Source organism: Azoarcus sp. L1K30 (assembly GCF_018122735.1).
Classification (GTDB): Bacteria; Pseudomonadota; Gammaproteobacteria; order Burkholderiales; family Rhodocyclaceae; genus Parazoarcus.
Map to the genome: position 1 here is coordinate 1,427,926 of NZ_JAGRRD010000001.1, position 24,272 is coordinate 1,452,197.

The following is a 24,272-nucleotide window of genomic DNA, read 5'->3' on the forward strand; positions in this document are numbered from 1 at the left end:
CATTCTGACCGAGAACGAGGAAGCACTCATGTCGATCCATGTGGCACTGTCTCACGTAACTTCGTACCACTACGACCGTCCGATCAAGCTCGGCCCGCAAGTCGTTCGGCTGCGGCCGGCGCCGCACAGCCGCACGCGCATCCTGTCCTATTCGCTGCGCGTGCTGCCCGAAGAGCACTTCATCAACTGGCAGCAGGATCCTCAATCCAATTACCTGGCCCGCCTGGTGTTCGAGAAACCGACGGACCACTTCCGCGTAGAGGTGGATCTGGTCGCCGAGATGACGGTGATCAACCCCTTCGAGTTCTTCCTCGAGCCGTACGCCGAGAACTTCCCGTTCAAGTATGTAGAGTCGCTGAACCACGAACTCGCGCCCTATCTGCTCAAGCTGCCGCTGTCGCCGAAGTTCGACGAATACCTTAAATCGATCGATACCACCGAGCGCCGCAGCGTTGACTTCCTGGTCAAGGTCAATAGTGACCTGTATTCACACATCGGCTACCTGATCCGGCTCGAGCCGGGCGTGCAGACGCCCGAGGAAACGCTGCTGAAGAAGTCCGGATCGTGCCGCGACTCGGCGTGGCTGCTCGTACAACTGATGCGCCACCTCGGACTGGCCGCGCGTTTTGTCTCCGGCTATCTGATCCAGCTTACCGCCGACGTCAAGTCGCTGGATGGCCCCAGCGGTCCGGAGCAGGACTTCACCGATCTGCACGCATGGTGCGAAGTCTATCTGCCAGGTGCAGGCTGGATCGGTCTCGACCCGACGTCCGGCCTGTTCGCCGGCGAGGGCCATATTCCGCTGGCCTGCTCACCCGACCCAACGTCCGCCGCCCCCATCACCGGCGCGCTCGAAAAGTGCGAGGTCAGTTTCGAGCACGAGATGAAGGTCACCCGCATCTGGGAGGCACCCCGCGTCACCAAACCGTACACCGAAGAGCAGTGGGACGAGATCGTCCGCCTCGGTCATGCGATCGACGGCGAACTGGTCGAACACGACGTCCGCCTCACCCAGGGCGGCGAACCGACCTTCGTCTCGGTGGACGATGCCGAAGGTGACGAATGGAACACCGCGGCCATGGGCCCGGACAAGAAGCGACTGTCGATCGACCTCTATCACCGCCTGCGCGACCAGTACGGCGCCAACGGTCTGGTGCATTTCGGACAGGGCAAATGGTATCCGGGCGAGCAGCTGCCGCGCTGGTCACTCAACTGCTACTGGCGAAAGGACGGCGAGCCGATGTGGTCGCGTCGCGAGTTGATTGCAGACGAAACCAAACCCGGTAGCGCTGACGACATCGTCGCCGGCCGCTTCCTGCGCGGGGTGGCGGACAAGCTCGGTCTGGCCGCAGAGTTCGTCTTTCCGGCCTACGAGGACGTGTTCTACTACATGTGGCGCGAGCGTCGTTTGCCAGCCAACGTTGATCCCTTCGATGCAAGAATCGATGACGAAATGGAACGTGAGCGCCTGATGAAGGTGTTCACCCAGGGGCTGGCGAAGGTCACCGGCTACGCCTTGCCGGTGGCCCGCAACCTTGCCACCGGCAGATGGCAGACCGGACCCTGGTTTCTGCGCAGCGAACGCTGCTACCTGTTCCCCGGCGACTCCCCGATGGGCTACCGCCTGCCGCTCGACTCGCAACCGTGGGTCACGCCTGGAGACCGTCCGGTGATTCATCAGCCGGACCCCTTCGACCACTACCCGCCCTTGCCTGCACACGCCGCACTCCGTCACCAGCTGAATCCGGCATCGCGGCTCGAGGGTGCAACGTTGCGCCGCTCCGGTGTCACCGGCGCAACGTTTGACCACAGAGCCGATGCCGGCAATGGCGCGGGAGTGGCTGCTGCCAGCAGCAAGGGCACGAGCGCGGCCGAGTCCACCGATCGTCGTCCGGCACGCAAGGAATCCGCCGGCTGGATCACGCGGACCGCAATGTGCGCCGAAGCCCGCAACGGCACGCTCTACATCTTCATGCCGCCAACCGAGTCCCTGGAGGATTACCTCGAGATCGTCGCGGCCGTTGAAGCGACCGCCGAGCAACTCAACCAGCCCGTTCTGCTCGAGGGCTATGAGCCGCCGCGCGATCCGCGTATGCAGCATTTCCGCATCACCCCCGACCCTGGCGTCGTCGAAGTCAACATTCATCCGGCCACCAACTGGGACGAACTTGTCGATCAGACCGAGCATCTCTACGAGGCCGCACACTATTCCCGTCTCACCAGCGAAAAGTTCATGGTCGACGGCCGTCACACCGGCACTGGCGGCGGCAACCACTTCGTCATGGGCGGCGCCACGCCCGCCGACTCGCCTTTCCTGCGCCGACCGGACCTGCTGCGCAGCCTGATCAGCTTCTGGCACAACCATCCAAGCCTGTCCTACCTGTTCTCGGGCATGTTCATCGGACCGACGTCGCAGGCGCCGCGCATCGACGAGGCACGTAACGACTCCGTCGCCGAGATCGAACTCGCGTTCAAGGAAATGACGCGGGTCATCGAAGCGTCGCCGAATGGCTGCCCACCGTGGATGGTGGACCGGTTGCTGCGCAACCTGCTGATCGACGTCAGCGGCAATACCCACCGGGCCGAGTTCTGCATCGACAAGCTCTACTCGCCGGACGGCCCCACGGGTCGCCTTGGACTGCTCGAGATGCGCGCCTTCGAGATGCCCCCGCACGCACGGATGAGCCTGACCCAGCAACTGTTGCTGCGAGCGCTCATTGCCCGCTTCTGGAAGGATCCCTATACGCCCCCCAAACTCGTGCGCTGGGGCACCGAGCTGCACGACCGTTTCCTGCTGCCGCATTTCATCTGGCAGGATTTCTGCGATGTCATGGAGGATCTCCAGGCCGACGGCTATCCGATCAAGCCCGAGTGGTTCGCCTCTCACCTCGAGTTCCGTTGTCCGAAGTACGGTGACTACGCCATCAAGGGCATGACGCTGGAGCTTCGCGCCGCACTCGAACCCTGGCACGTGATGGGTGAAGAAGGCGCCGCCGGCGGCACGGCACGCTATGTCGACTCCTCGCTCGAGCGTGTTCAGGTCAAGCTCACCGGCGCCGCGCCCGACCGCTACGTCGTCACCTGCAACGGCGTTCCGGTTCCGATGCAGCCCACTGGCGTCGTTGGCGAGTTCGTTGCCGGCGTGCGCTATCGTGCGTGGCAACCGCCATCGGCGCTACACCCCACGATCGGCATCGACAGTCCGCTGACCTTCGACATCGTCGACACCTGGAATCAGCGCAGCCTTGGCGGGTGCCAATACCACGTCGTGCATCCGGGCGGTCGCAACTACGATGATTTCCCGGTGAACGCATTTGCGGCGGAGAGTCGACGGATATCGCGCTTCTTCCGCATGGGGCACACGCCGGGCAAGATGTCAGTAGGGGAAGTTCGCACACACCCCGAGTTTCCTTTCACGCTAGACTTGCGCCATTACTAATCCGCACGCCGCCCGTCGAGCCTTCGACGGGCGGGTGTTCTGTGTGCAAACATGCCCGTCGGTCTCACCAAAAATTATCCGCTCAGCGACAATCGTTTCGATGAAATGATGTCCGCCAGCGGCGAGGCTCGTCCGCACTGGCAGTCCTTTGTCGACCGTCTGGAAGGCTTTCCTGACGAGACGCTGACCCAGCGCGCCGCCTTTGTCCGCAGCGCAATCGAATCGGATGGTGTCAGCTACAACGTCTACGCCGACCCCAAGGGCACCAAGCGCCCGTGGGAGCTCGACATGTTGCCGCTGATCGTCGGTAACGACGAATGGCAGATGCTGTCCACCGCAATTGCGCAGCGTGCACGGCTGCTCAACGCCATTCTCGCCGACCTCTACGGGCCCCAGCACCTGCTGGCCGAGGGGCTGCTGCCACCTGCACTCGTGTTCGGTCAACATGGATTCAAATGGCCCGCGCGCGGCCTCACCCCACCCGGCAACGTCTGGCTGTTCAGCTATGCGGCCGATCTGGCGCGCGCGCCCGATGGCCGCTGGTGGGTCATTGCCGACCGCACCCAGGGTCCGTCCGGCGCCGGCTACGCCTTGCAGAACCGCATCATCGTCTCGCGCGCTTTTCCGGATGCGTTCCGCGAATTGCACGTCAATCCGCTTGCGAACTACTTCCGGACCATGCAGGACAGCCTTGCGCGCCTGGCCCCCGCCGACGGGGACGTGCCGCTCACCGTGCTGCTGACGCCCGGCCCCTACAACGAAACCTATTTCGAGCACGCCTTTCTCGCCCGTTACCTCGGCTTTCCACTGGTCGAGGGGCAGGACCTGACGGTGCGCGACAACACCGTATTTCTCAAAACCTTGCGCGGACTGCGCCGGGTCCACGCGATTCTGCGGCGACTCGACGACGATTTCTGCGACCCGCTCGAACTGCGCTCCGATTCGGCCCTGGGCATTCCCGGCCTGCTGGGCGCGATCCGGGCCGGGCGGGTGCTGATGGCCAACGCCGTCGGCAGCGGGGTGCTCGAATCCGGCGCCCTGTTCGGCTTTCTGCCCGCCATCTGCGAGCGCCTGCTGGGCGAAAAGATGGCGATGCCCTCGGTCGCGAGCTGGTGGTGCGGCGAACCACCGGCGCTTGAATACGTGCTCGACCATCTCGACGAACTGGTCATCAAGCCCGCATTCCCGAGCATGCGCATGGAGGCGGTCTTCGGCCACGAACTCAAGGGCGACTCGCGTCGGCGCATGATCGAACGCATCCTGGCCCAACCCCATGCCTATGTCGCCCAGGAATGGGTCCGTCTTTCCCAGGCACCGGTGTGGAACCGTCGCCTGCTGCCGCGCTCGGTCGGCATTCGCGTGTTTGCCAGCGCCACGCCCGAAGGCTATAACGTCATGCCCGGCGCACTCGGCCGCATCGCTCCGCGTGCGGGCATGGAAGTCATCTCCATGCAGCGCGGCGGCCTGTCGAAGGACACCTGGATACGCGCCGAAGCCCCCGTCGTTCGCACCACCCTGCTCAAGCGCCGCCTTGCGGTCATCGATCTCGTCTGTGGCGGCGCCGACATTCCTTCGCGAGTGGGCGAGAACCTGTTCTGGATGGGTCGCTACGCCGAGCGGGTGGAGGCCGGCGCACGGCTGCTGCGCGCCGCATTCGTGCGCGCCGCGAGCACCGATGCGGAGACTGAATCCGGCCTTCAAGGGGTGCTTCAGGCTACGCGCAGACTCGGGATCATCGTCGATGACGACGAGGACAAGGACGAGACCAGACCCGACGACATTCCATCCCAGCTGTTGCGCGCCCTGCTCGATCACAGCCGTCCCGGTTCGGTGGCCAGCAACCTGCGGGCGCTGAGTTTCTCCGCCAGTCAGGTGCGCGAGCGCCTGTCATCCGACAACTGGCACGCGCTCAATCGCCTTGAGCAGCTGCTGTCCGAGCAGATCACCAGTATCGACCAGGCCCTGTCTGCAATCGACCGGGTCATGCAGTCCTGCATTTCCCTTGCCGGATTCGCGATGGACGACATGACGCGCGACGAGGGTTGGCGCTTCCTCATCCTGGGACGGCGTATCGAACGCCTCGAGGGGCTGGCCGGGCTGATCCGGGTGCCGATGCAAGCCGAACCCGACGCACGCGAGCGCATGTTCGAGTGGCTGCTGGAAGCGGCAAACTCGATCGTCACCTATCGTGCCCGCTACCGGCGCACGCCAGAACTGCTGCCGCTGATTCACCTGCTGGTGTTCGACCGCACCAACCCGCATTCGGTGGGATTCCAGGTCGACGTGCTGCAGAAGTACCTTGCCCGCAGTGCAAGAGAGCTTGGACACCCCTACCCTTCGCTGCTGATCGACCCGCTGGCCCGACGACTGGAGAACTTCGATCTGACACGTTTCGAAGCCGACGATTGCGAGCTTGCAATGGGGACGCTGGGCACGCTCCTGAACGAGTCCATCGATACCGCCCTCAATCTGTCGGACGAAGTCCATCGTCGCTATTTCACCCACACATTGCGTCCAATGCGACTGCGGAGAGTTGCATGACCCCGGTCCGCTACCATATCCGCCACGACACGCTGTATCGCTACGACCAGCCCGTCGGCGAGTCGCGCCAGAACCTCCGTCTCACCCCGCGCGAACTCCCCGGTCAGCGCTGCGTATCGCACAAGGTCGTGGTGCGTCCCGAACCCCAGCGCGTCGAGGATTTCGCAGACGGATTCGGCAATATGGTGAGATCCCTGCACTTCGAACGCGATCACGACGAGTTGTTCGTTCGGGCGGAAAGCTGGATCGAACTCGATCCCCGGCCTCCGCTGGTGCTGGAGAGCTCCCCCCCCTGGGAATCGGTACGGGCGGATCTTGCCTACCGAGCCGGCCGGACTGTCAGCCCCGCGATGCTGGAAGCCTGCGGCTACCTTTTCGAGTCCACGCATGTGCGCGTCAAGCGCGACTTCGCCGACTACGCCGCCGCCGACTTCGGCCCGGATGTTCCTTTGCTGCTGGCCGTCGACAAGCTCATGCGCAGGATCAACAAGGAGTTTGCCTTCGATCCCGAGGCCACGGACATTTCCACCCCGGTGACCGAAGTCTTCGAGAACCGGCGTGGGGTGTGCCAGGATTTTGCCCACCTGATGCTATCTTGCCTGCGCTCGATGGGCCTGTCCGCACGTTACGTAAGCGGCTACATCCTGACCCGCCCGCCCCCGGGCAAGCCCCGTCTGGTGGGTGCCGATGCCACCCACGCCTGGGTCTCGGTGTACTGTCCGCTGACGGGATGGGTCGATTTCGACCCGACCAACGCCCTGATTCCGTCGCAGGAGCATGTCGTCATCGGCTGGGGGCGCGACTTCGGCGATGTTTCCCCGTTGCGCGGCGTCATACTGGGCGGCGGCGGCCACGAACCCGAAATCGCCGTCACGATGGTGCCCGAGAACGAGTTCGAGACGCTCTACACCAACGCCGAGGCACCTGTCGCGAACCTGCTGCAGGTGACGTCCTAGTGTGGTGATTTGCTCTTGATGGCGATTATCTCAAGGGGCCGTTGCGATTGATAGCTTTTTGCTCCCTCCCCTTCAAGGGGGTGAGAGCGGGGTTTCAGCGAGCATCGCTCGCTGCCGCTCGAACGACAGCACGTCTCTGCGCTGGCTACCGGGTTGAGGTGGCGCTGTCTGGCTCCCTCCCCTTCAAGGGGAGGGTTGGGGTGGGGATGGGTTTTGACGGTTCGCCACAAAACCCATCCCCATCCTGTCCTTCCCCTTGAAGGGGAAGGGACCTGCCAATGAGGTTCGAGAGGGCAGCTTTTTTCTCCCTCCCCTTCAAGGGGGAAGGTCTTCGCAAAACCAACTTAAGTGTCAAACGACGCGCAACGCAACACTACACTAACCTCCCGCAATGGGGCGCATGTCGGACCCGGGACACCTTGAAACTCTTCTACGCAGACCACTTCGTGCTCCCACTACCGGAAGGCCATCGCTTCCCGATGGTCAAGTACGCCCGCCTCAGGGCGCGGCTGCTGGCGTCGGCGCTTTTTCACCCCGACGATTTCGTCGTGCCCGACGCTGCGACGGACGAAGCCATCCTGCGTGCGCACGACGCCGCCTATCTCTCCCGCGTGGCCGAGGGGTCACTCGATGCTGCCGAGATCCGCCGCATCGGCTTCCCCTGGTCACCCGGCATGGTGGAACGCTCCCGCCGCTCGGCCGGCGCGACGCTGGCCGCGTGCCGCGCAGCGCTGACCGAAGGTTGCGGGGTCAATCTGGCCGGCGGAACGCACCATGCTCACCGCGATTTCGGTTCCGGATTCTGTGTTTTCAACGATGCGGCCATCGCCGCGCTGGCCATGCGTGCCGAGGGGCGTGCGCGCAGGATCGCCATCATCGACTGCGATGTCCATCAGGGGGACGGCACAGCAGCCATCCTGCGGGACAAGCCCGATATCTTCACCTGCAGCCTGCATGGTGCGAAAAACTTTCCCTTCCGAAAACAAACCAGCGACCTCGATGTCGAACTGGCGGACGGCACCGGCGACGAGGATTACCTCAAGGCCCTCGAGCTGGCGCTCGAACAGGTCTTCACCCGTGCAGCCCCGGATCTGGTGATCTACCTGGCCGGCGCCGACCCCTACAGCGGGGACCGACTCGGTCGTCTGGATCTGAGCATCGAAGGACTCGCGCGCCGCGACCTGACGGTATTGAGCACTTGCCGCGCCCACGGCTCAGCGGTGGCGGTGGCGATGGCGGGCGGCTACGCCAGCGACATCGACGACACCGTTTCGATTCATGTCGCAACGGTGTTGACCGCCGCGCGCGTATTTGCCGACAACGGGAACCGTGACGCCCCTGCACGACTGACAACCGAATCGAGGTGACGAGCGTGACCATGGCACATCATCCGAACCCGGCCTGGACCGGAAACGTTCGCCTGCTCGGGGTCGATTTCACCTCGGCGCCTCGTCCGGCAAAGCCGATTACGGTCGCCTCGGGCCACCTCGACGGCACGTCCATACACCTGGAGACACTCGAGCACTGCCCGGACTGGACCTCGTTCGACGCCATGCTGGCCTGCCCTGGCCCCTGGCTGGGTGGCTTCGACTTTCCCTTCGGCCTGCCACGCCGCGCCGTTGAAGACCTCGGATGGCCTCTCGACTGGGCCGAACTCGTCGCCCACTGCGCAACGCTCGGGCGCGAACGCTTTCGCGCGGCACTCGATGCCTATCGACAGTCACGCCCGATGGGCAGCCGCTACCCCCATCGCGCCACCGACCTCCCGGCGCGCTCGCACAGCCCGCTCAAGCTGGTCAATCCGCCGGTCGGCCTGATGTTCCTCGAAGGCGTACCGCGCCTTTACGCCGCTGGCGTCACCGTTGCCGGCATGCATTGCGGCGATCCGGCTCGCGTTGCGGTGGAAGCCTATCCCGGCTTGCTCGCACGCTGGATCCGCGCCGATTCATACAAGAGTGACGACAGACGCAAGCACACGGCGGAACGGACCCAGGCGCGGGCGCACATTGCCGACGCACTGGCGCTCGGAAACCATCCGCTGCGGCTCAGACTCGACATGTCCGCGCAGCTTCGCCAGCGTCTCATCGACGACCACAGCGGCGACCTGCTCGATGCCGCCCTCGCGCTGGTGCAGGCGGGCTGGTGCGTGAGCGCTGGCCCACCCGGGTTCGGCCTGCAGGACGGGTTCGATGCGCTCGAAGGCTGGATTGCCGGCGCGCAGCTCGGCGACGCCGCAGTCTGAGCGCCCTGCGCGTCCTTGCCTACCTGCGTCGCGCCGCAGTCTGGATCATGTCGGCAATATCGGTATTGCCGTTCGACAACGCCCAATCGACCGCCGTCAAGCCGGCGTCGTTGCGCCGGTCGAGCGGCACGCCAAGCTTGAGCAGATGCGCCACCATGTCGGCATGGCCATTGCGGGCGGCGAGCATCAGCACATCGGACTGGTTCGGCGCCAGCGCATTGATGTCCGCACCGGCGGCAAGCAGCTTGTCCAACAGCGCGACCCGTCCCTCGAAAGCAGCATAGTGCAGCGCCGTCCAGCCCTCGTGGTTGACGGGGGCGCCAGCCTTGAGCAGCACATCGACGACGTCATCGCGACCGCCCAGCACCGCCAGCATCAGGGCGGAATCGCCTGCCATGTTGCGGTAGCCGATGCGGGCGCGAAACCGGAGCAAGGTGGCGACGGTTTCCGCATTGCCTTCGCGGGCGGCAATGATGAGCAAGGTATTCCCGCCGGCATCGACCGTATCCGGGTCGATGCCCCGTGCCAGCAGGCTCGTCAGCTGCGGCGTATCCCCCTGCCGCGCGGCATTCATGGCGTCGTCGTAGCTGCCGGCGGTGGCCGGTCCGGCCAGCAGAAAGCTGCTTGCCGCAGCAATCAGGAACAAACGGATGGTGTCAGATCTGAGCATGGGTAAAAAGCCGGAAGAAGTTGTCGGTCGTGGTCTGCTCGACGGTCTCGAGCGGCAGATCGCGCAAGCGGGCGATCTCGTCCGCCACATGCACCACCCAGCCCGGCTCGTTGGTCTTGCCCCGATGCGGCATGGGCGCGAGATAGGGCGCATCGGTTTCGATCAGCATGCGCTCGAGCGGCACCCACGCAGCCACCTCCTTGAGCGCCTTGGCATTGCGAAAGGTCACGATGCCGGAAAAGGAGATGTAGAAGCCCATCTCCAGCGCAGCCTCGGCCACTTCTCGCGACTCGGTGAAGCAATGCATCACGCCACCGCAGGCCTGGGCGTCTTCCTCGCGCATCAGGCGCAAGGTGTCGGCAGCCGAATTGCGCGTATGGATGATGAGCGGTTTGCCGCATGCGCGGGCGGCGCGGATATGGGTACGGAATCGGTCGCGCTGCCACGCCGGCTCATCCTTGTGCCAGTAGTAGTCGAGACCGGTCTCGCCGATGGCCACCACCCGTGGATGGTCGGCAAGCTCGAGAAGCCGGTCGACATCGGGCTCCTCGCACTCGGCATTGTCGGGATGCACCCCCACCGAGGCCCACAGATTGCCGTGGCGCTCGGCCAGACTCCGGACCCGGGGGAAGTCCTCGAGCTTGACGCTGATGCACAGCGCATGACCCACCCCGTTGACCGCCATCGTGGCCAGGATCTCATCCTCCCGTGCGGCAAGGTCGGGAAAGTCCAGATGGCAGTGCGAATCTACGAACATGTATGGCTCAAAGAGTGTGGGTCGGTCTGCTCGATCCGAGGTGACCGGCCAGGATCTGCTCGATACGGTGGCGCAGCCCGGCGCCGGCTTCGTCGCTGGAAAAATGTACGCCGATGCCCGCCGCCTTGCCCCCCTGGGCGCCGGACGGCGTCACCCATACCACGGTGCCCGCGATCGGATGCTTGGTCGGATCATCCATCAGCTGCAGCAGCATGAACACCTCGTCGCCCAGGTTGTAGGTCTTGGGCGTGGGCACGAAAATGCCGCCGTTGGAAAGAAACGGCATGTAAGCGGCATACAGCGCCGACTTGGAATTGATGTTCAGCGACAGCACGCTCGGACGTGCGACATGGGGACGATTTGCTTCGCTCAACTCCGGGCTCCTTTCAGTGCGCGCGCATAGCGCATCAGCATGTCTTCGATGAAGAGGCGAAGATTCAGCGGATGTGCCACCACACGTCGAATCTGGGCGAGCTCATTGTAGCAGTTGCTCGCACTTGCCACGTTCATGCGTGCGGCAAGGGCGGTCAGCGTTTTTTCCTGCCCGGGATAGAAGCGGGCGCGCCCACCCAGGCGAAGCGCAACGAGGTCGGCGACCCAGCGCTGCATCCAGTCGACCAGCATGGGCAGTCCGAACCCTGCGGCGAGCGACTCTTTCGACTTCAACCACGCCTCCCATTGTCCGGCCAGTTTCAACACGTCGGGATCGCCGGACAGGTCACGCACGAAGCGCGCGGCAAAGGCAGCGCCGTCGCGTTCGGCCAGCCGGGTGGCCGCCAGCGGCAGACCGCCGGCAAGATCGAGCAGGACCTCGATATCCTTGCCCTGTCCGCGCAGCCAGACCTCGCGCTGGGCGGCATCCGGACGCGGAAAGCTCCATTGCTGGCAGCGGCTGCGAATGGTGGGCAAGAGTCTTCGCGGCGCCGACGACACCAGCAGGAAGGTGCAGCCCGCGGGCGGCTCTTCAAGCAGCTTGAGCAGGGCATTGGCGGTAAACGTGTTCATCGCCTCGGCAGGATCCACCACCACCACCCGCTGTTCGCTGTGATGGCCGGTCACCGCCAGCGCGGACTGCAGCTCGCGGATCTGTTCGATCACGATCTGACTCGACTTGGCCTTTCCAGCCCCGCCGTCGGCCGCAGCCGTGGCACCGCCCTCCTCCCCGCCGTCGGCCTGGTCGGCCACCGCCGCAGGCACCACGCGATAGAAATCCGGATGATTGCCGCCTGATCGCCAATTGCACGCATCGCAGGTGCCGCAGGCATGGCCGTCCGCCCGCGGCGATTCGCACAACAGCCGGGCGGCCAGCGCTTCGGCCAGATCCCGCTTGCCCAGGCCCGGCGGTCCGACGAACAGCATCGCGTGCGGCAGCCGCGCGCCCAGCGCAAGCAGCCGTGCCCACGCGGATTCGAGCCATGGCTGAATCATGTGAAGAAACGCTCCCGGACCACCGCCTCGATCTCCGCTCGAATCAGCGCCGGCTCGCGGTTGGCGTCGATTACGCAGATGCGTGCCGGATCGCGCTGCGCCCGCAACAGATAGGCCTCGCGCACGCGCTCGAAGAACGCACGCTGCTCGCGCTCGAAACGGTCCGGGCTTTCGCCGGTGGAGGCCACGCGCGCAGCGGCGATCTCCGGCGGCAGGTCGAACAGTAGCGTGAGATCCGGCTGCAGCCCGGGATGCACCCAGTGTTCGAGCACCGCGAACTTGTCCGGGTCCAGGCCCCGCCCGCCCACCTGATAGGCGAAAGTGGCATCCGAGAAGCGGTCGCACACCACCCATTGCCCGCGCGCCAGCGCAGGGGCAATGCGCGCGGCAAGGTGTTCGCGCCGGGCGGCAAACATCAGCATGGCCTCGGTTTCGAGATGCATGGGTTCATTGAGCAGCAGAGCGCGCAAGGCCTCGCCAAGCGGGGTTCCGCCCGGCTCGCGCGACTGCTCGACCGCGACGCCGTTCGCCGTCAGCATGCTGACGACGGCCGCGATCTGGCTGCTCTTGCCGGCGCCATCGATGCCTTCGAAAGTGATGAAACGGCCCCGTTGCACGACGTTCTGCAAAGACTGCTCCTCAGCGCTGGTAGCGATCCACCGCGCGGTTGTGTTCATTCAGGTTGCGCGAGAACTCGCTACTGCCATCTCCGCGCGAAACAAAATACAGGTAATCCGTTCTTTCCGGATTGACGGCCGCACGCAAGGAATCCAGCCCGGGCATCGCGATCGGGGTCGGCGGCAAGCCTGCGCGGGTATAGGTGTTCCAGGGGTGGTCCGTATCCAGATGCCGACGGCGCAGCCGCCCGTCGAAATCCGATCCCAGGCCATAGATCACCGTCGGATCGGTCTGCAAGCGCATGCCGATGCGCAGGCGATTGGAGAACACCGATCCCACCCGCGCGCGATCTTCGGCGCGCCCGGTCTCCTTTTCGATGATGGAGGCCAGGGTCAACGCCTCGTATGGCGTGCGCAGCGGCGAAGCCGGATCGCGTCCCGCCCAGGCCTCCGCCAGTCTGGCCTGCATGGCGCCATACGCCCGCGCCAGCAGTGCCAGCGCGCTCGAATGCTTGTCGAACAGGTAGGTGTCAGGAAAGAACAGGCCTTCGGGGCTGGATTCCGTGGCCCCGATCCGCGCCAGAATATCGCCGTCGCTCAGACCGGCAGTGTCGGCGACCAGGTTCGGGTTGTTCTCCAGCGCCGTCCTGACCTGGCGGAAGTTCCACCCCTCGACCAGCAGCAACTCGCCTTGCGACACGTCGCCCGACGACAGCTTGAGAATCAGCAGCCAGGGCGTGATGCCCTCGTGCACCTCATAGCTGCCGGCCTTGATCAGACTCGCCTTGCCACCCAGGCGGGCGAGCCAGTACAGCAGCGCCGGCCGGATATCGACGCCGGCATCTGCGATGACGCCCGCCGCCTGCCGCATGTTCGATCCGCGCTGCACGGTAAAGTCGACGACCGGCGTCTTCAACGTCAGCGGACGATGGGCAAACCACCAGCCCAGGGCACCGGCTGCCATCGCAAGCAGCAACACCAGCAAAGTGATACCAACAATGTGTTTCTTCATCAAAATCGGATAAGCGGGCCTGTCGATGGCCTTCGACAGGCGAAAGCGACGCCGACAAGGCGCTGCCTGAGCGCGGCGGGGCCCTATAATACTTCATCGACAGGGCCGCTGGCCCCACCCTCAAACATCCTGACACTGATCGGCGAGACCATGACAATCTGGACCGAATACCTTTCCGGCGAGGGCGCCGCCCTCGACAACAACGGCATTTCCTTTGGCAACGCGGGAGCGGATGCAGACATCCTGGCGACGGGGTCGGCGGTCGTTCCCCTGGTGCATCTGGGAATGGTGCAGAGCACCGGCCCGGATTCCGCGCCCTACCTGCACAACCTGTTCTCCAACGATGTGAACAAGCTGCCTGCCGGCGCCGCGCAATGGAACAGCTTCAACAGCCCCAAGGGGCGCATGCTGGCGAGCTTCCTGCTGTGGCACGAAGCCGAAGGGCACAGTCTGGTGATGTCCGCCGACATCCTGCCGGCCATGCACAAGAAGCTGTCGATGTACATCCTGCGCAGCAAGGTCAAGCTGTCCGACGTCAGCGCCGGGTACGCGCTTATCGGGCTGACGGGCAAGGCGACCGCAGCTTGTCTTGCCGCCGCTGCGCTGCCGTTTCCGGCGGCCGACATGCAGGAAACGACGCACAACGGGGTGCGCGTGATTCGCCTCGGCGCCGAATCGGCCGTCGTGGTCACCGCAACGGACAATGCCCCCGCGGTCTTCGCAGCGCTCCGCAGCGCAGGTGCCGTGCCGGCCGGCACCGACACCTGGCAGCTGGCGATGGTGCGCGCGGGCCTGCCCCTGGTGACCGCGCCGACGCAGGAGGCATTCGTCGCCCAGATGCTGAACTACGACCTCATTGGCGGCATCAGCTTCCAGAAGGGCTGCTATCCGGGTCAGGAAATCGTGGCCCGTACGAAATACCTCGGCAAGCTCAAGAAGCGCATGTACCGCGTGTCGCTGGCGGCGGGCAGCACCCCGGCCGTCGGCGCCGACCTGTTTTCGCCCGAGTTCGGCGATCAGTCCGCGGGCGTGCTGGTCAACGTCGCCGCCTTGAACGACGGCCGCTTCGAAGCGCTTGCGGTGATGCAGACCAGCGCCGCGGAAAGCAATGACATTCACCTCGGCGCGCCGGACGGTCCGCGCCTCGAAGTGCTGTCGCTGCCCTACGCCCTGGCCTGACGGCCCGTCACGGAGCAATGCGATGGCAGCAGACGACAAGGCACCGAGACATTACTTCATCTACTACCGCGTCCGCGACGATGTGGACGTGGACGACGCCCACGCCACCGTGCGCAGCATGCAGGTCGAACTCGAGAAAGCGTGCGGCGTGGCCGGACGCCTCTTCATCCGCGCGCACGAGGACGCCACCTGGATGGAAGTCTACGAGGGCGTGACCGAGCCCGAGCGCTTCGAGCACGCCCTGCGCGAGGGCGTCGTCCAACATGCACTCGAAGACATCGTGCAGCCCGGCGCGGCGCGTCACATGGAGTGCTTCGTCGAGTGTGTCTGATCGTTGTCGGCTGGCATGCCCATCCGGATTATCCGCTCGTCGTGGCCGCCAACCGCGATGAGTTTCGTGCCCGTCCGGCCAGTCCCGCGCATTGGTGGATCGACGCGCCGGACCTGCTCGCCGGCCGCGACCTCGAGGCCGGCGGAACATGGATGGGCATCAGCCGCAGCGGCCGATTCGCGGCGCTGACGAATTACCGCGACCCCAGCCAGCGCAACAGCGGACGCCCCTCGCGCGGGGCGCTGGTGCGGGCGGCGCTGGAGAACTCGGCAGACACCCTCGCCACGCTCGACGACATCGCGCGCACCAGCGCAAACCATGCCGGATTCAATCTGCTGGTCAGTGACGGCCGCCAGTTCGGCATCCACGAAAGCACCACCGGCCAGGTGCGCCTGCTGGATGCAGGCATCTACGGGCTGTCGAACCATGTGCTCGACACCGCGTGGCCGAAGGTGACACGCGCACGCGATGCGTTCGCGCGCGCACTCGACACGCTGCCCGATCGCGGCGCCTTCCTGGCGCTGCTGCGCAACACCACCCGGGTGCCCGATGAGGAATTGCCCGATACGGGTGTCGGCCTGGAATGGGAGCGCAGGCTATCGACCGAGTTCATCGACGCCCCTGCCTACGGCACCCGTTGCTCGAGCCTGCTGACCATCGATCACGCAGGCAAGGTGTGCTTTACCGAATGGACCTGGCACGCCGGCGGCAAGTTGCGCGGCGAGCTCACGCACCGCTTCGCGATCGACGCATCGCACGGTGACGAATGCCCGCCTCCATGAAGAACTCGCCTTCGGCCATGAAGCCATGGCGAAGGTAGAACGCAATTGCATCGACCTGGGCATTGAGCAGTACCTCGTCCATCCCGCGCGCCCACGCCGCCGACACCAGCGCTTCGAGCACACGTCCCCCCACCCCGCGGCCGCGCCACGCCGCATCGACTGCCATCCGGCCGATATGTCCGTCCGGCAGCAGGCGCCCGGTTGCAACCACCGCTTGCCCCGCATCGAGTGCCAGCGCGTGACAGGACACCGGGTCGAACTCATCCAGTTCCATCTCCGCAGGCACGCCCTGCTCCACCACGAATACGCGCTCGCGCAGCGGCATCGCACGCGCGGCAGCGGCATCCCAATCCAGGATCAGTACGTTGATATCGGTCATTCGACGATCTCCACCGGTGTGCCTGCGCTCACCAGATCGAACAGTTCAATGATGTCGTCGTTGCGCATGCGGATGCAGCCATGCGAGCGCGGCACCCCCATCGGCTGATCGTCTCCGGTGCCGTGGATGTAGATGTAGCGCCGCATGCTGTCGACGAGCCCGCCGCGATTGACGCCCACCTCCTCCCCGCACAACCACAGGATGCGCGACAGAATCCAGTCCCGACCCGGATGCGCGGCGGCGAAAACGTCGGACCACACCTCGCCGGTCGGACGCCGACCGCGAAAGACCGCGCCCCGCGCGGCCCCCGCACCGATACGGGCCCGGATGCGATGACGGCCGCGCGGCGTGCAGCCGCTGTCCATCTGCTCGCCCGCCCCATTGGCGGCGGTCGACACGGCATAGCGACGGATGCAGCAGGCATTCCCGTCGAACAGTTCAAGGCGCTGCGTGGACAGCGCAATACGGATATACATGGCGAAACTCGTGCAGATGCATGGGCCTGCACCAAAGAAGGAAAGCGCACGTGCCGCCCTCCCGGTGCAAGACATGCGCGCAGTTTAGCCCACACATCCGCCCCGCCGCACCGGGCGCGGCGAATGTGCTCAAACCTCCACGAGTCGTCGATTGCCGCTTCCGGGCAGCACACCCAGCGTCTTCTCCAGCCTGCTGGTGAATCCAGGGGTTTTCACGCTGGAAACAAAATGCCACTCGGCCTCGCACGCCGTGGCCGTTGCGGTGACGAGCATGTAGCCGCGTTCGCTGGTATTGGCGTATTTCAAGGGCTCGACAATCTGGACGACGCCGGCCGCCACGACGGCCGGGTCATCGGTAATGTACTCTTCGAGGCCCGGTGAAGACACCGAAGTCGTCGCAAACTCGACGCCCACCTGATTGCCATCACTGTCCTGCAGATCGTTTGCCCACGCATTGTGCGTATCGCCGGAAAGAACAATGAGATTCTTGTCGTATGCGCGCGCCATTCCAAGCACGGTTTCGCGCGCAACGGCGTAGCCGTCCCAGGCGTCGAGGTTGTAGGGAATCGAGGGCTGGGACAGCATCGCCAGCTGCTCCGCGGTCAGCGTTTCGGGCGCGGTCTGGGCCTGGGCCGCCAGCGCCGCGTAGGCACCGAACCCGATTGCCTGGGTTGCGATGGGCGCCGGCAGCCACATCCGCCCCATCACCACCTGCTGGCCGAGTATCTGCCACAGCGCGGGCGACGCGGCAAACTGCCCCTGCAGCCACGCGCTCTGCTCGGTACCCAGCAGTTGACGCGCTGGATCGGCCATCGCAGCACCGAAGGCCGTGGTGTCGAGGCTGCCATCCGGGTTCATGAAATCGGCGTAGGCCAGTTGCCGGTCGCGCCCGATGATCCGGGTATCGAGCATGTGCAGGGAGACCAGGCTGCCGAAATCGAAGCTGCGATAGATGCGCTCCGGATTGGCTGCATCGGCCGTCCGAACGGGCAGCCATTCGTTAAATGCACGGATCGCCGCCGCGCGACGCTCGGTGAACGCGCCTTCGGTCGCGGGGTCGTGATTCTCGGCGCCGTCCTTCCACGTGTCGTTGGCCACCTCGTGGTCATCCCACACGACGATGAAGGGCGCCCGCGCATGCAAGGCAAGCAGATCGGGGTCGGTGCGATACTGCGCATGGCGGCGGCGGTAGTCGTCCAGCGTCAGCAGTTCGCCCGCCGGTTCGACCAGACGGCCAAGCGCCTCGGCGTCAGCCGACGCGTATCCGCCACGCTCGTATTCGTAGATGTAATCGCCGAGGTGGACAACCGCGTCGATATCGTCCCGTGCCGCCACGTCGGCATACGCGTGAAAGTAGCCGGCCGGATAGTTGGAACAGGAGAACACGGCAAGGCGCACCTGGCTCACATCTCCCGCAGGAAGCGTGCGGGTGCGACCGACCGGCGAGGTGACGCTGCCGCACTTGAAGCGAAAATAGTACGACTGGCCGGCCGCCAGACCGGTGGCATCGACCTTGACCGTGAAATCGCCGGCTTCGGCAGCATTGGCCGTACCACTGGCAACGACGGTGGAGAAGCGATCGTCGGTCGACACCTCCCAAGCCACGTCGACCGTACTCGTGATGCCGCTCACCCGGGTCCACAGGATCACCCGGTCGGCCAGGGGATCACCGCTGGCAACACCATGTACGAAACTGGCCTTCGTCTTGTCCCCGTCACTGTCGGAGCCCACACAGCCGCTCAGCCCGGCTCCGCTTCCGAGGACAAGCGTGGCGAGACCGAGGTCTCGAATGAATTGACGGCGGGCAGGCTTGATCGGCTGCATGGACATGACCCTTTGTGAATGGAGCGCATAGGGTATGTCTCGCGCTTGACGGGACCATGACGGTGACGGCGCCTTCGTTCGCTGCGCGGCGGGCGGGGTGCGGATGACGCGTGGGCAGTGGCCGGGCGCGGGGCGGATCTCGTGAGCCTGTGGAGGTGGTGGGTTATTGGTCGGATAGCGTTGAGTTCTGGTGTCGGAGTGGGTAAACATGGACGGGCCGGGCCGGCTGCCTCCGTCTGTTCGCGCTAATGGATCGCGGACTGGTGCCTGCCCTCTGCTGAGGTTCGAACTGTCTGAGGCCGAGAGACGAGAAAGCAATGCGCGACAGCTGTTGATTTCCTACCGACTTTGAGGCGGCAATTTGTCGATCGGAGCTGTCAGCCCGACGAGTCCATTTAACCTACAACCTCGGACCCCGAGCGGTCAGTCGGGCTTCAGTAAGCAGAAATCAAAGCGATGCGTCAGACTACAACGCATGCCTCCTTGCAGACCCGATAAACATGCTAGTACCACCCCACCGGCGCAACTTGCAAGACGGCCTTGTGCGCGGGAGCAATTGCGATGTCTAGCCACGTCCGGGAACAAGACGCACGCCGAGGCCGTCCCGATGTACTAGAATCACGCGACGCTTAGGGAGAAAAAGTAAGAATGACAAGCGATGCTCCGGTGAAGCCAGTGTTGAGATGGGCAGGAAGTAAAAGGCAGATACTTCCGAAACTGACCAGCCTGTCACCACATATAACAGGGCGCTACATTGAACCGTTTTGCGGGTCTGCCTGCCTGTTTCTAGCTCTAAATCCAAGTCGCGCCCTGCTTGGTGACGTGAACCCGCATTTGGTTTCCGCATATAGAACGCTTCGAGCAAGGCCAGAAACCGTCGCATCCGTCTTGGGAGGTTGGACTGCTAGTAAAGAAACATACCTCCACTTGCGCGCCTTACCGCCGGGAATGGACGACACTTTCGATGCGGCGAAATTTCTTTACCTGAACCGCTACTGCTTTAACGGTGTATATCGCGAGAACCGCCAAGGACAGTTTAACGTTCCATTCGGCGGATATCGAACTGGCACGCTGCCAAGCGTGGAGCACCTTCGTCAATTTTCGGCTCGGTTGCAAAACGCAGAACTGTACTGCGGTGACTTTTCGCATGCTGTCCAAGAAGCAACTGCGGGCGATTTCATCTACCTGGACCCGCCGTATTACTACGGCAGCGTCCGCAACCGAGGTGAATACGGTTGGAACGCGTTCTCCGACACCGATGTCGAGAGATTGATTGAACTGGTGCGATCGGCTCATGAGCGCGGCGTCAGAATTCTAATTTCATACAATCAAGCTCACTCCCTGCGCAAAGCACTGCCAGGCTGGTTACTCACATACGCTCTCGTTCGGCGAAGCGTCGCCGGATTTTCGAAGGGACGCAAATCAGTGCGAGAGTATCAGCTCCGCAACTATGGGTAGGAGCCGGCGCATGAACCCAAGAGTCACATTTGCGGTATTGAGCGACCTTCATGCCGCCCCAAAAAGTAGCGACCCGAAGGGAACCGAGGTGAAGCTATATTCGGACGGTGACAGCTTTGGGAAGCATGATAATCCTCTATCGTCACTTTACGAACTTATCAGTCGGGAACCATTGTCTGCAGACTTTGTAGTATGCCCTGGTGATATGACAAATCGCGCTGACGGAGGTGCGCTAAAGTACGTATGGGAACAATTACATAACCTAAGGGCGAAGCTCAACGCCCAGCAGGTTATAGCGACCGTCGGCAACCATGACGTAGACTCTCGCTGTCACGATGTGGGAACTATCCCTCGCGAAGCCCTAATGCGACTAATACCGAGATTCCCAATTCCCGTCGATACACACGCCGACCATTTTTGGGCCCACGGTTACTTCCTGACGACCATTGGTATGGTTCGCTTTCTCGTTCTCAATTCGTCCTGGTTGCATGAGCATCGAGACGAACTTGAGAGAGGCTCAGTGACAAATTATACCTTGGAAAAACTACGCCAAGACCTAGAAATGCACCCCGTCGCTGCATTCAATGTCGCAGTATGTCATCACCACCCTCACGTGCACAGCGACCTTGATCTTGGCGGTGACATTATGTTAAACGGTCAAAAATTCCTTGATGTCTTGTCGGCAGACGCCGCATGGCTAGTCATTCATGGACACAAGCATCATCCAAAGATCGAGTTGGCCCAAGGGGAGTTTCAGCAACCCATCGTTCTTGCATGCGGCAGCTTTTCAGGAAAGCTTGAAGGAGCGAACGCCACTGTTTCCCGTAACTATTTTCACATGGTGCACGCTGAGAAATTTGGGCAGGACGCCGAATTGAGGGGCGTTGTTGAGTCATGGAATTGGGTGTCAGGCTTAGGGTGGGAACGTTATGGAAACGCAAACGCCACATTTCCTAGCCGTCTCGGTTTTGGATTCGGAGGTAGCATTCAGGAGTTGGTGCGTAAAGTGGCTTCGTCAATGGGTGCTCATCAGCTGAAGAGATGGGAGGAGATTGTGACGTTACAGCCCGATTTGGCGCACCTCACGCCTCGTAAGTTGAATGCTCTCTGCACAGAACTTCAAGTTCGACACGGCATAGTGATAGCACGAGACGAGACAGGACTTCCGTCCGAACTCGGGGTAAGGTCAACATGCTGAAAATCGAGAGATCAAGCCTCGCAATCAACGCGGAGGCGTTTAACGCTAAATACCTTGGGCCGACAGAGGTCGCACGCGGCTTTGTATACTCCACCCATTTCGAGCAGCTTGCTGGCGACTATCATGCGGTACTCATCGGACCAAGAGGTAGCGGCAAGACAACATTACTTAAGATGCTTCAGCCGAGCGCACTTGCCGCTTGGTCTGGTCCGAGGGCGGGGGCCTTTCGCGCTGCTGTCAAGTACAGCGGCGTATTCATTGCTTCCGATATAAGCTGGTCTAAGCAGCTGAATTCCCTTGGCTATGGGAAGCTGAACGAGCAGAACCACAGGGCGCTCGTCTTGGCATGCTTCACAACGCACGTCATTCATTCCGTATTGGAAACGATGGCTTCGCGTGCAAACTCCAAGACCGAATACCGAGCCGTCAGTCTAAACGGCGACCAAGAGGCACTCTTAGCTCGAGATCTAGCTGCTGCGCTCAGAGTCAAGCCCGCAATTCCGAGTTTGCTCGCTATTCGCCAAGCGCTGCGAAACCGTCTTTCCGACATTCGAGCGCTTGCGAACTCCTGCAGTCTGCTTGAAGATGAACAATGCTCGAGGGAGTTAGCCTCGATGGACTATCTTCATCTCGACTTTCTTGATATATGCTCGAACATATGCGCGACGTTTAATGAAGCGGTTGGAGAGTCTGGCGCCAGATGGGGACTTCTTTTTGACGAACTCGAGACCGCTCCGGATTGGATTATTGACCAACTGTTCTCCGCTCTTCGCACCTCTGACCCGAGGCTCTACCTTAAGCTCGCCATCAGCCCTGTTTCCGCAACTGCCTATAGAGCACTATTCAAGCAAGATGGCGCATCCCTAGGCCACGACTATCATCAAATTCGTCTTTGGTATTCCGACCGCACTGATTCAAAAGCATTTTGTCGAGCCCTGTGGTCTTCTCTGGTGCAAAAGCACGGGCTAGACATTTCGGCCGAAGAGGCATTAGGGCGCTCTGTTTTCGAGCCAAGAGACTCCCGCGGTGCTCGCAGACGCAGCCCGTACAGCCCGGGCGAGCATTGGCACAAAGTGTTTACCTCTCTTGCGAAGAAGGACCGCTCATTTATTTCTTTTCTCAGACAAAAGGGAATAGACCTGACTACAGCTGAGAGTCAGTGGGAACATCAGAGGGACAGTGTCCTTCGCAAAGCCGCCCCTATCGCCGCTCTGCGAGATTTCTTCTTGCATCAATCAAAAGCTGGCATGGTCTCCGCGCGACAGCGTAAAACGTTAGAGCTTTACACCGGAGCTGATTCGATATTTGCAATTACCGAAGGAAATCCACGATGGTTTATCGGTCTAGCATCACCTCTCGTTAACTTTCTTGTACGAAGCGGCGTCAAAAAGGTGCCCAATGCAGAACAGGCGAAAGAAATTGATGCATTCGCAGACCGTCTAATTGCATTATTAAGGACAATTCCCGTAGAGTCCGCGGGCGAGCGGGGAGATGACTTGCCGCTTGATTCACTACTCGGTGAAATTGGAGCCAAATTCCACTCGGAACTTGTTGAGACGAGATTCAGCATTGACCCGGCGCAGAGCTTCATTGTGGATGACAGTGTTTCGGAAAGAACACGAGAGCTGCTTGCATCCGCAGTGAACCGTGGCGCAGTAATGCTCGTGGATGAGTCGTCGTCAAAGGCGATTGTTGGGGAGATGCTGAATGCGAAGTTGAGATTGAGTTTTCTTCTGGCGGCAAAATATGGCCTACTCATTCGAAAAGGGAAAGCCGTACGTCTTTCTAGCCTTCTACCCGTTCGCGAACCCGTGCCTTCAGCTCGCGTGACTGGCCCTGCGCAGCTCAGGTTGGATATGGACTAAAATGCTCGCACTAACTTCAATTCAGAATTGTGAGACTTCAACCTCAATGGAGGTCGATATATTTATTGCCGCATGCGGCTATGAGGGAAGAGCGATAGATGCCTCCAAGCGTTTTCATAATCAAGCGAAAAGAAAACTTGCCATTGGTTTTGCGTTGCAACAGGAGCTTGAATATGGCAGAAACAAAGAATGGTTCGAGTCAGCCGGATTTGAATTTGTAGAGGTGAGCGACGATAATTTTCGGGAGACCATTAACCAATATCTCCGCCAAAGCAAACCGGAGCAAGACACGTTCGCAGTAGAAGTCGACATATCCTGTTTCAATCGATTCCGTTTGGCACATTTAGTTGACGCATTGCGCTCACTCCCAAGTCAGGAAGTAAAGGTCACATTTCGCTACTCAATTGCAGAGTTCACGCCACCGTCAGAGGATACAGCTCCTACTGTCAAGATGGAGCCTGTAATTCCTCAGATTGCGGGATGGACGACCAGACCAGACCGACCGCCTGCCGCTGTTGTTGGGCTTGGATATGAACCGAACAAGGCTATTGGGGTCGTTGATCATCTAGAAATCAACAACGCTACTTGGGCATACTATCCACTTGGTCCAATACCGGAGTATTACCAAAGGGTGCTCGAGGCCAACCAGTCGCTCTTGGGGATTATTCAGGCAGATGGAAGATGCCAGCCTTATGACTTGAATAATCCAGCGCAACTGTTCAAGGAAATTAACTCTATAGTCGATATGTTGAAGCCTCACTTCAATATCGTTTTAATTCCTTTCGGCCCTAAGCTTTTCGCACTCGTTACTCTATTGATAGCTTGCTCACACGATGACGTCGGCGTTTGGAGAGTAAGCAGCGGCTCTCTTGAGACGCCAGTGGATCGCAAGCCATCTGGGCACATCATCTCCATTTCGGTTATCTTTCGCGCCAACGGCTAGCTGACAAAATAGCGCTACTCAGAGTAGCGTCGATTTTGACCGTACTCGCACTGGCTAACGGCAGGTAAGTGGCGCATGGCTGGCCACGCTCGCTGAACGCCAATAGTCGCTCAGGCCGAATTATGTGAATTGTTCTTCTACTTTTATTTTCAAGGGAAGGACGGGGATGGGTCTT

General features: G+C 62.1%; 21 protein-coding genes. 12 read left to right on the forward strand and 9 right to left on the reverse strand.

Annotated features, from left to right (window positions below; translation table 11 throughout):
- Positions 1-28: 28 nt before the first annotated feature.
- The 5 genes from J5J83_RS06440 (at position 29) to J5J83_RS06460 (ending at position 9,178) form a co-directional block, all read left to right on the forward strand.
- A complete protein-coding gene (locus J5J83_RS06440; protein ID WP_212346795.1) occupies positions 29-3,439 on the forward strand; it encodes a transglutaminase family protein in 3,411 nt (1,136 codons plus the stop codon).
- A gap of 51 nt (positions 3,440-3,490) precedes the next feature.
- On the forward strand, positions 3,491-5,980 hold the full coding sequence (locus J5J83_RS06445) for a circularly permuted type 2 ATP-grasp protein (RefSeq protein ID WP_212346796.1): 2,490 nt from the start codon (positions 3,491-3,493) through the stop codon (positions 5,978-5,980).
- Complete coding sequence (locus J5J83_RS06450; RefSeq protein WP_212346798.1) at positions 5,977-6,936, forward strand: transglutaminase family protein; 960 nt, start codon at positions 5,977-5,979, stop codon at positions 6,934-6,936. The genes J5J83_RS06445 and J5J83_RS06450 overlap by 4 nt, the downstream gene beginning before the upstream one ends.
- Before the next feature lie 419 nt (positions 6,937-7,355).
- Positions 7,356-8,303, forward strand: coding sequence for a histone deacetylase (locus J5J83_RS06455; protein WP_212346800.1), 948 nt, complete (start codon positions 7,356-7,358; stop codon positions 8,301-8,303).
- An 11-nt stretch (positions 8,304-8,314) separates the two neighbouring features.
- The gene (locus J5J83_RS06460; protein ID WP_212346802.1) at positions 8,315-9,178 is read left to right on the forward strand and encodes a DUF429 domain-containing protein; all 864 of its coding nucleotides are present in this window, start codon (positions 8,315-8,317) and stop codon (positions 9,176-9,178) included.
- Positions 9,179-9,197: 19 nt separating this feature from the next.
- Here J5J83_RS06460 and J5J83_RS06465 read toward each other — a convergent pair whose 3' ends face one another.
- From J5J83_RS06465 to mltG, 6 genes are read right to left on the reverse strand one after another with little or no spacing between them, the layout of a single operon-like run.
- Positions 9,198-9,848, reverse strand: a complete 651-nt coding sequence (locus J5J83_RS06465) for an ankyrin repeat domain-containing protein (RefSeq protein ID WP_212346804.1) — start codon at positions 9,846-9,848, stop codon at positions 9,198-9,200.
- Positions 9,835-10,605 (reverse strand): TatD family hydrolase, encoded by a 771-nt coding sequence (locus tag J5J83_RS06470; protein ID WP_212346807.1) that lies wholly within the window; start codon positions 10,603-10,605, stop codon positions 9,835-9,837. Before J5J83_RS06470 ends, J5J83_RS06465 begins: the two co-directional genes overlap by 14 nt.
- A 7-nt stretch (positions 10,606-10,612) precedes the next feature.
- Positions 10,613-10,978: a PilZ domain-containing protein gene (locus J5J83_RS06475; RefSeq protein WP_212346810.1), complete on the reverse strand. Its 366-nt coding sequence runs from the start codon at positions 10,976-10,978 to the stop codon at positions 10,613-10,615.
- Positions 10,975-12,033, reverse strand: coding sequence for a DNA polymerase III subunit delta' (gene holB, locus J5J83_RS06480; RefSeq protein ID WP_212346813.1), 1,059 nt, complete (start codon positions 12,031-12,033; stop codon positions 10,975-10,977). Before holB ends, J5J83_RS06475 begins: the two co-directional genes overlap by 4 nt.
- Positions 12,030-12,710 (reverse strand): dTMP kinase, encoded by a 681-nt coding sequence (gene tmk, locus J5J83_RS06485; protein ID WP_212346816.1) that lies wholly within the window; start codon positions 12,708-12,710, stop codon positions 12,030-12,032. The genes holB and tmk overlap by 4 nt, the downstream gene beginning before the upstream one ends.
- Positions 12,673-13,662: an endolytic transglycosylase MltG gene (gene mltG / locus J5J83_RS06490; RefSeq protein WP_212346819.1), complete on the reverse strand. Its 990-nt coding sequence runs from the start codon at positions 13,660-13,662 to the stop codon at positions 12,673-12,675. The genes tmk and mltG overlap by 38 nt, the downstream gene beginning before the upstream one ends.
- A 150-nt stretch (positions 13,663-13,812) precedes the next feature.
- On the opposite strand from mltG, the gene J5J83_RS06495 reads away from it, so the two are divergent.
- Genes J5J83_RS06495 through J5J83_RS06505 form a run of 3 tightly spaced genes read left to right on the forward strand, consistent with a single transcriptional unit; the run spans position 13,813 to position 15,954 of the window.
- Positions 13,813-14,841, forward strand: a complete 1,029-nt coding sequence (locus tag J5J83_RS06495; protein ID WP_212346822.1) for a folate-binding protein YgfZ — start codon at positions 13,813-13,815, stop codon at positions 14,839-14,841.
- A 22-nt stretch (positions 14,842-14,863) separates the two neighbouring features.
- The gene (locus tag J5J83_RS06500) at positions 14,864-15,172 is read left to right on the forward strand and encodes a DUF4936 family protein (RefSeq protein WP_212346824.1); all 309 of its coding nucleotides are present in this window, start codon (positions 14,864-14,866) and stop codon (positions 15,170-15,172) included.
- Positions 15,163-15,954, forward strand: coding sequence for an NRDE family protein (locus tag J5J83_RS06505; RefSeq protein ID WP_212346826.1), 792 nt, complete (start codon positions 15,163-15,165; stop codon positions 15,952-15,954). Before J5J83_RS06500 ends, J5J83_RS06505 begins: the two co-directional genes overlap by 10 nt.
- Here the strand turns inward: J5J83_RS06505 and J5J83_RS06510 are convergent.
- The 3 genes from J5J83_RS06510 to J5J83_RS06520 all read right to left on the reverse strand — a co-directional run bounded on the left by J5J83_RS06510 (position 15,899) and on the right by J5J83_RS06520 (position 18,639).
- On the reverse strand, positions 15,899-16,333 hold the full coding sequence (locus J5J83_RS06510; protein WP_212346829.1) for a GNAT family N-acetyltransferase: 435 nt from the start codon (positions 16,331-16,333) through the stop codon (positions 15,899-15,901). The two genes, J5J83_RS06505 and J5J83_RS06510, sit on opposite strands and share 56 nt — an antisense overlap.
- Positions 16,330-16,809 carry a L,D-transpeptidase gene (locus J5J83_RS06515; protein ID WP_212346831.1) on the reverse strand — a complete coding sequence of 160 codons (480 nt, stop codon included), beginning with the start codon at positions 16,807-16,809 and terminating at the stop codon, positions 16,330-16,332. The genes J5J83_RS06510 and J5J83_RS06515 overlap by 4 nt, the downstream gene beginning before the upstream one ends.
- Before the next feature lie 129 nt (positions 16,810-16,938).
- Positions 16,939-18,639 (reverse strand): alkaline phosphatase D family protein, encoded by a 1,701-nt coding sequence (locus tag J5J83_RS06520; RefSeq protein WP_212346833.1) that lies wholly within the window; start codon positions 18,637-18,639, stop codon positions 16,939-16,941.
- 642 nt (positions 18,640-19,281) lie between these two features.
- On the opposite strand from J5J83_RS06520, the gene J5J83_RS06525 reads away from it, so the two are divergent.
- From J5J83_RS06525 to J5J83_RS06540, 4 genes are read left to right on the forward strand one after another with little or no spacing between them, the layout of a single operon-like run.
- Positions 19,282-20,091: a Dam family site-specific DNA-(adenine-N6)-methyltransferase gene (locus J5J83_RS06525; RefSeq protein WP_212346835.1), complete on the forward strand. Its 810-nt coding sequence runs from the start codon at positions 19,282-19,284 to the stop codon at positions 20,089-20,091.
- A 10-nt stretch (positions 20,092-20,101) separates the two neighbouring features.
- Positions 20,102-21,289 (forward strand): metallophosphoesterase, encoded by a 1,188-nt coding sequence (locus J5J83_RS06530; protein WP_212346838.1) that lies wholly within the window; start codon positions 20,102-20,104, stop codon positions 21,287-21,289.
- Positions 21,283-23,154 carry a hypothetical protein gene (locus tag J5J83_RS06535; RefSeq protein WP_212346841.1) on the forward strand — a complete coding sequence of 624 codons (1,872 nt, stop codon included), beginning with the start codon at positions 21,283-21,285 and terminating at the stop codon, positions 23,152-23,154. The genes J5J83_RS06530 and J5J83_RS06535 overlap by 7 nt, the downstream gene beginning before the upstream one ends.
- A gap of 1 nt (position 23,155) precedes the next feature.
- On the forward strand, positions 23,156-24,097 hold the full coding sequence (locus tag J5J83_RS06540) for a hypothetical protein (RefSeq protein WP_212346844.1): 942 nt from the start codon (positions 23,156-23,158) through the stop codon (positions 24,095-24,097).
- The last annotated feature ends 175 nt before the right edge of the window (positions 24,098-24,272 follow it).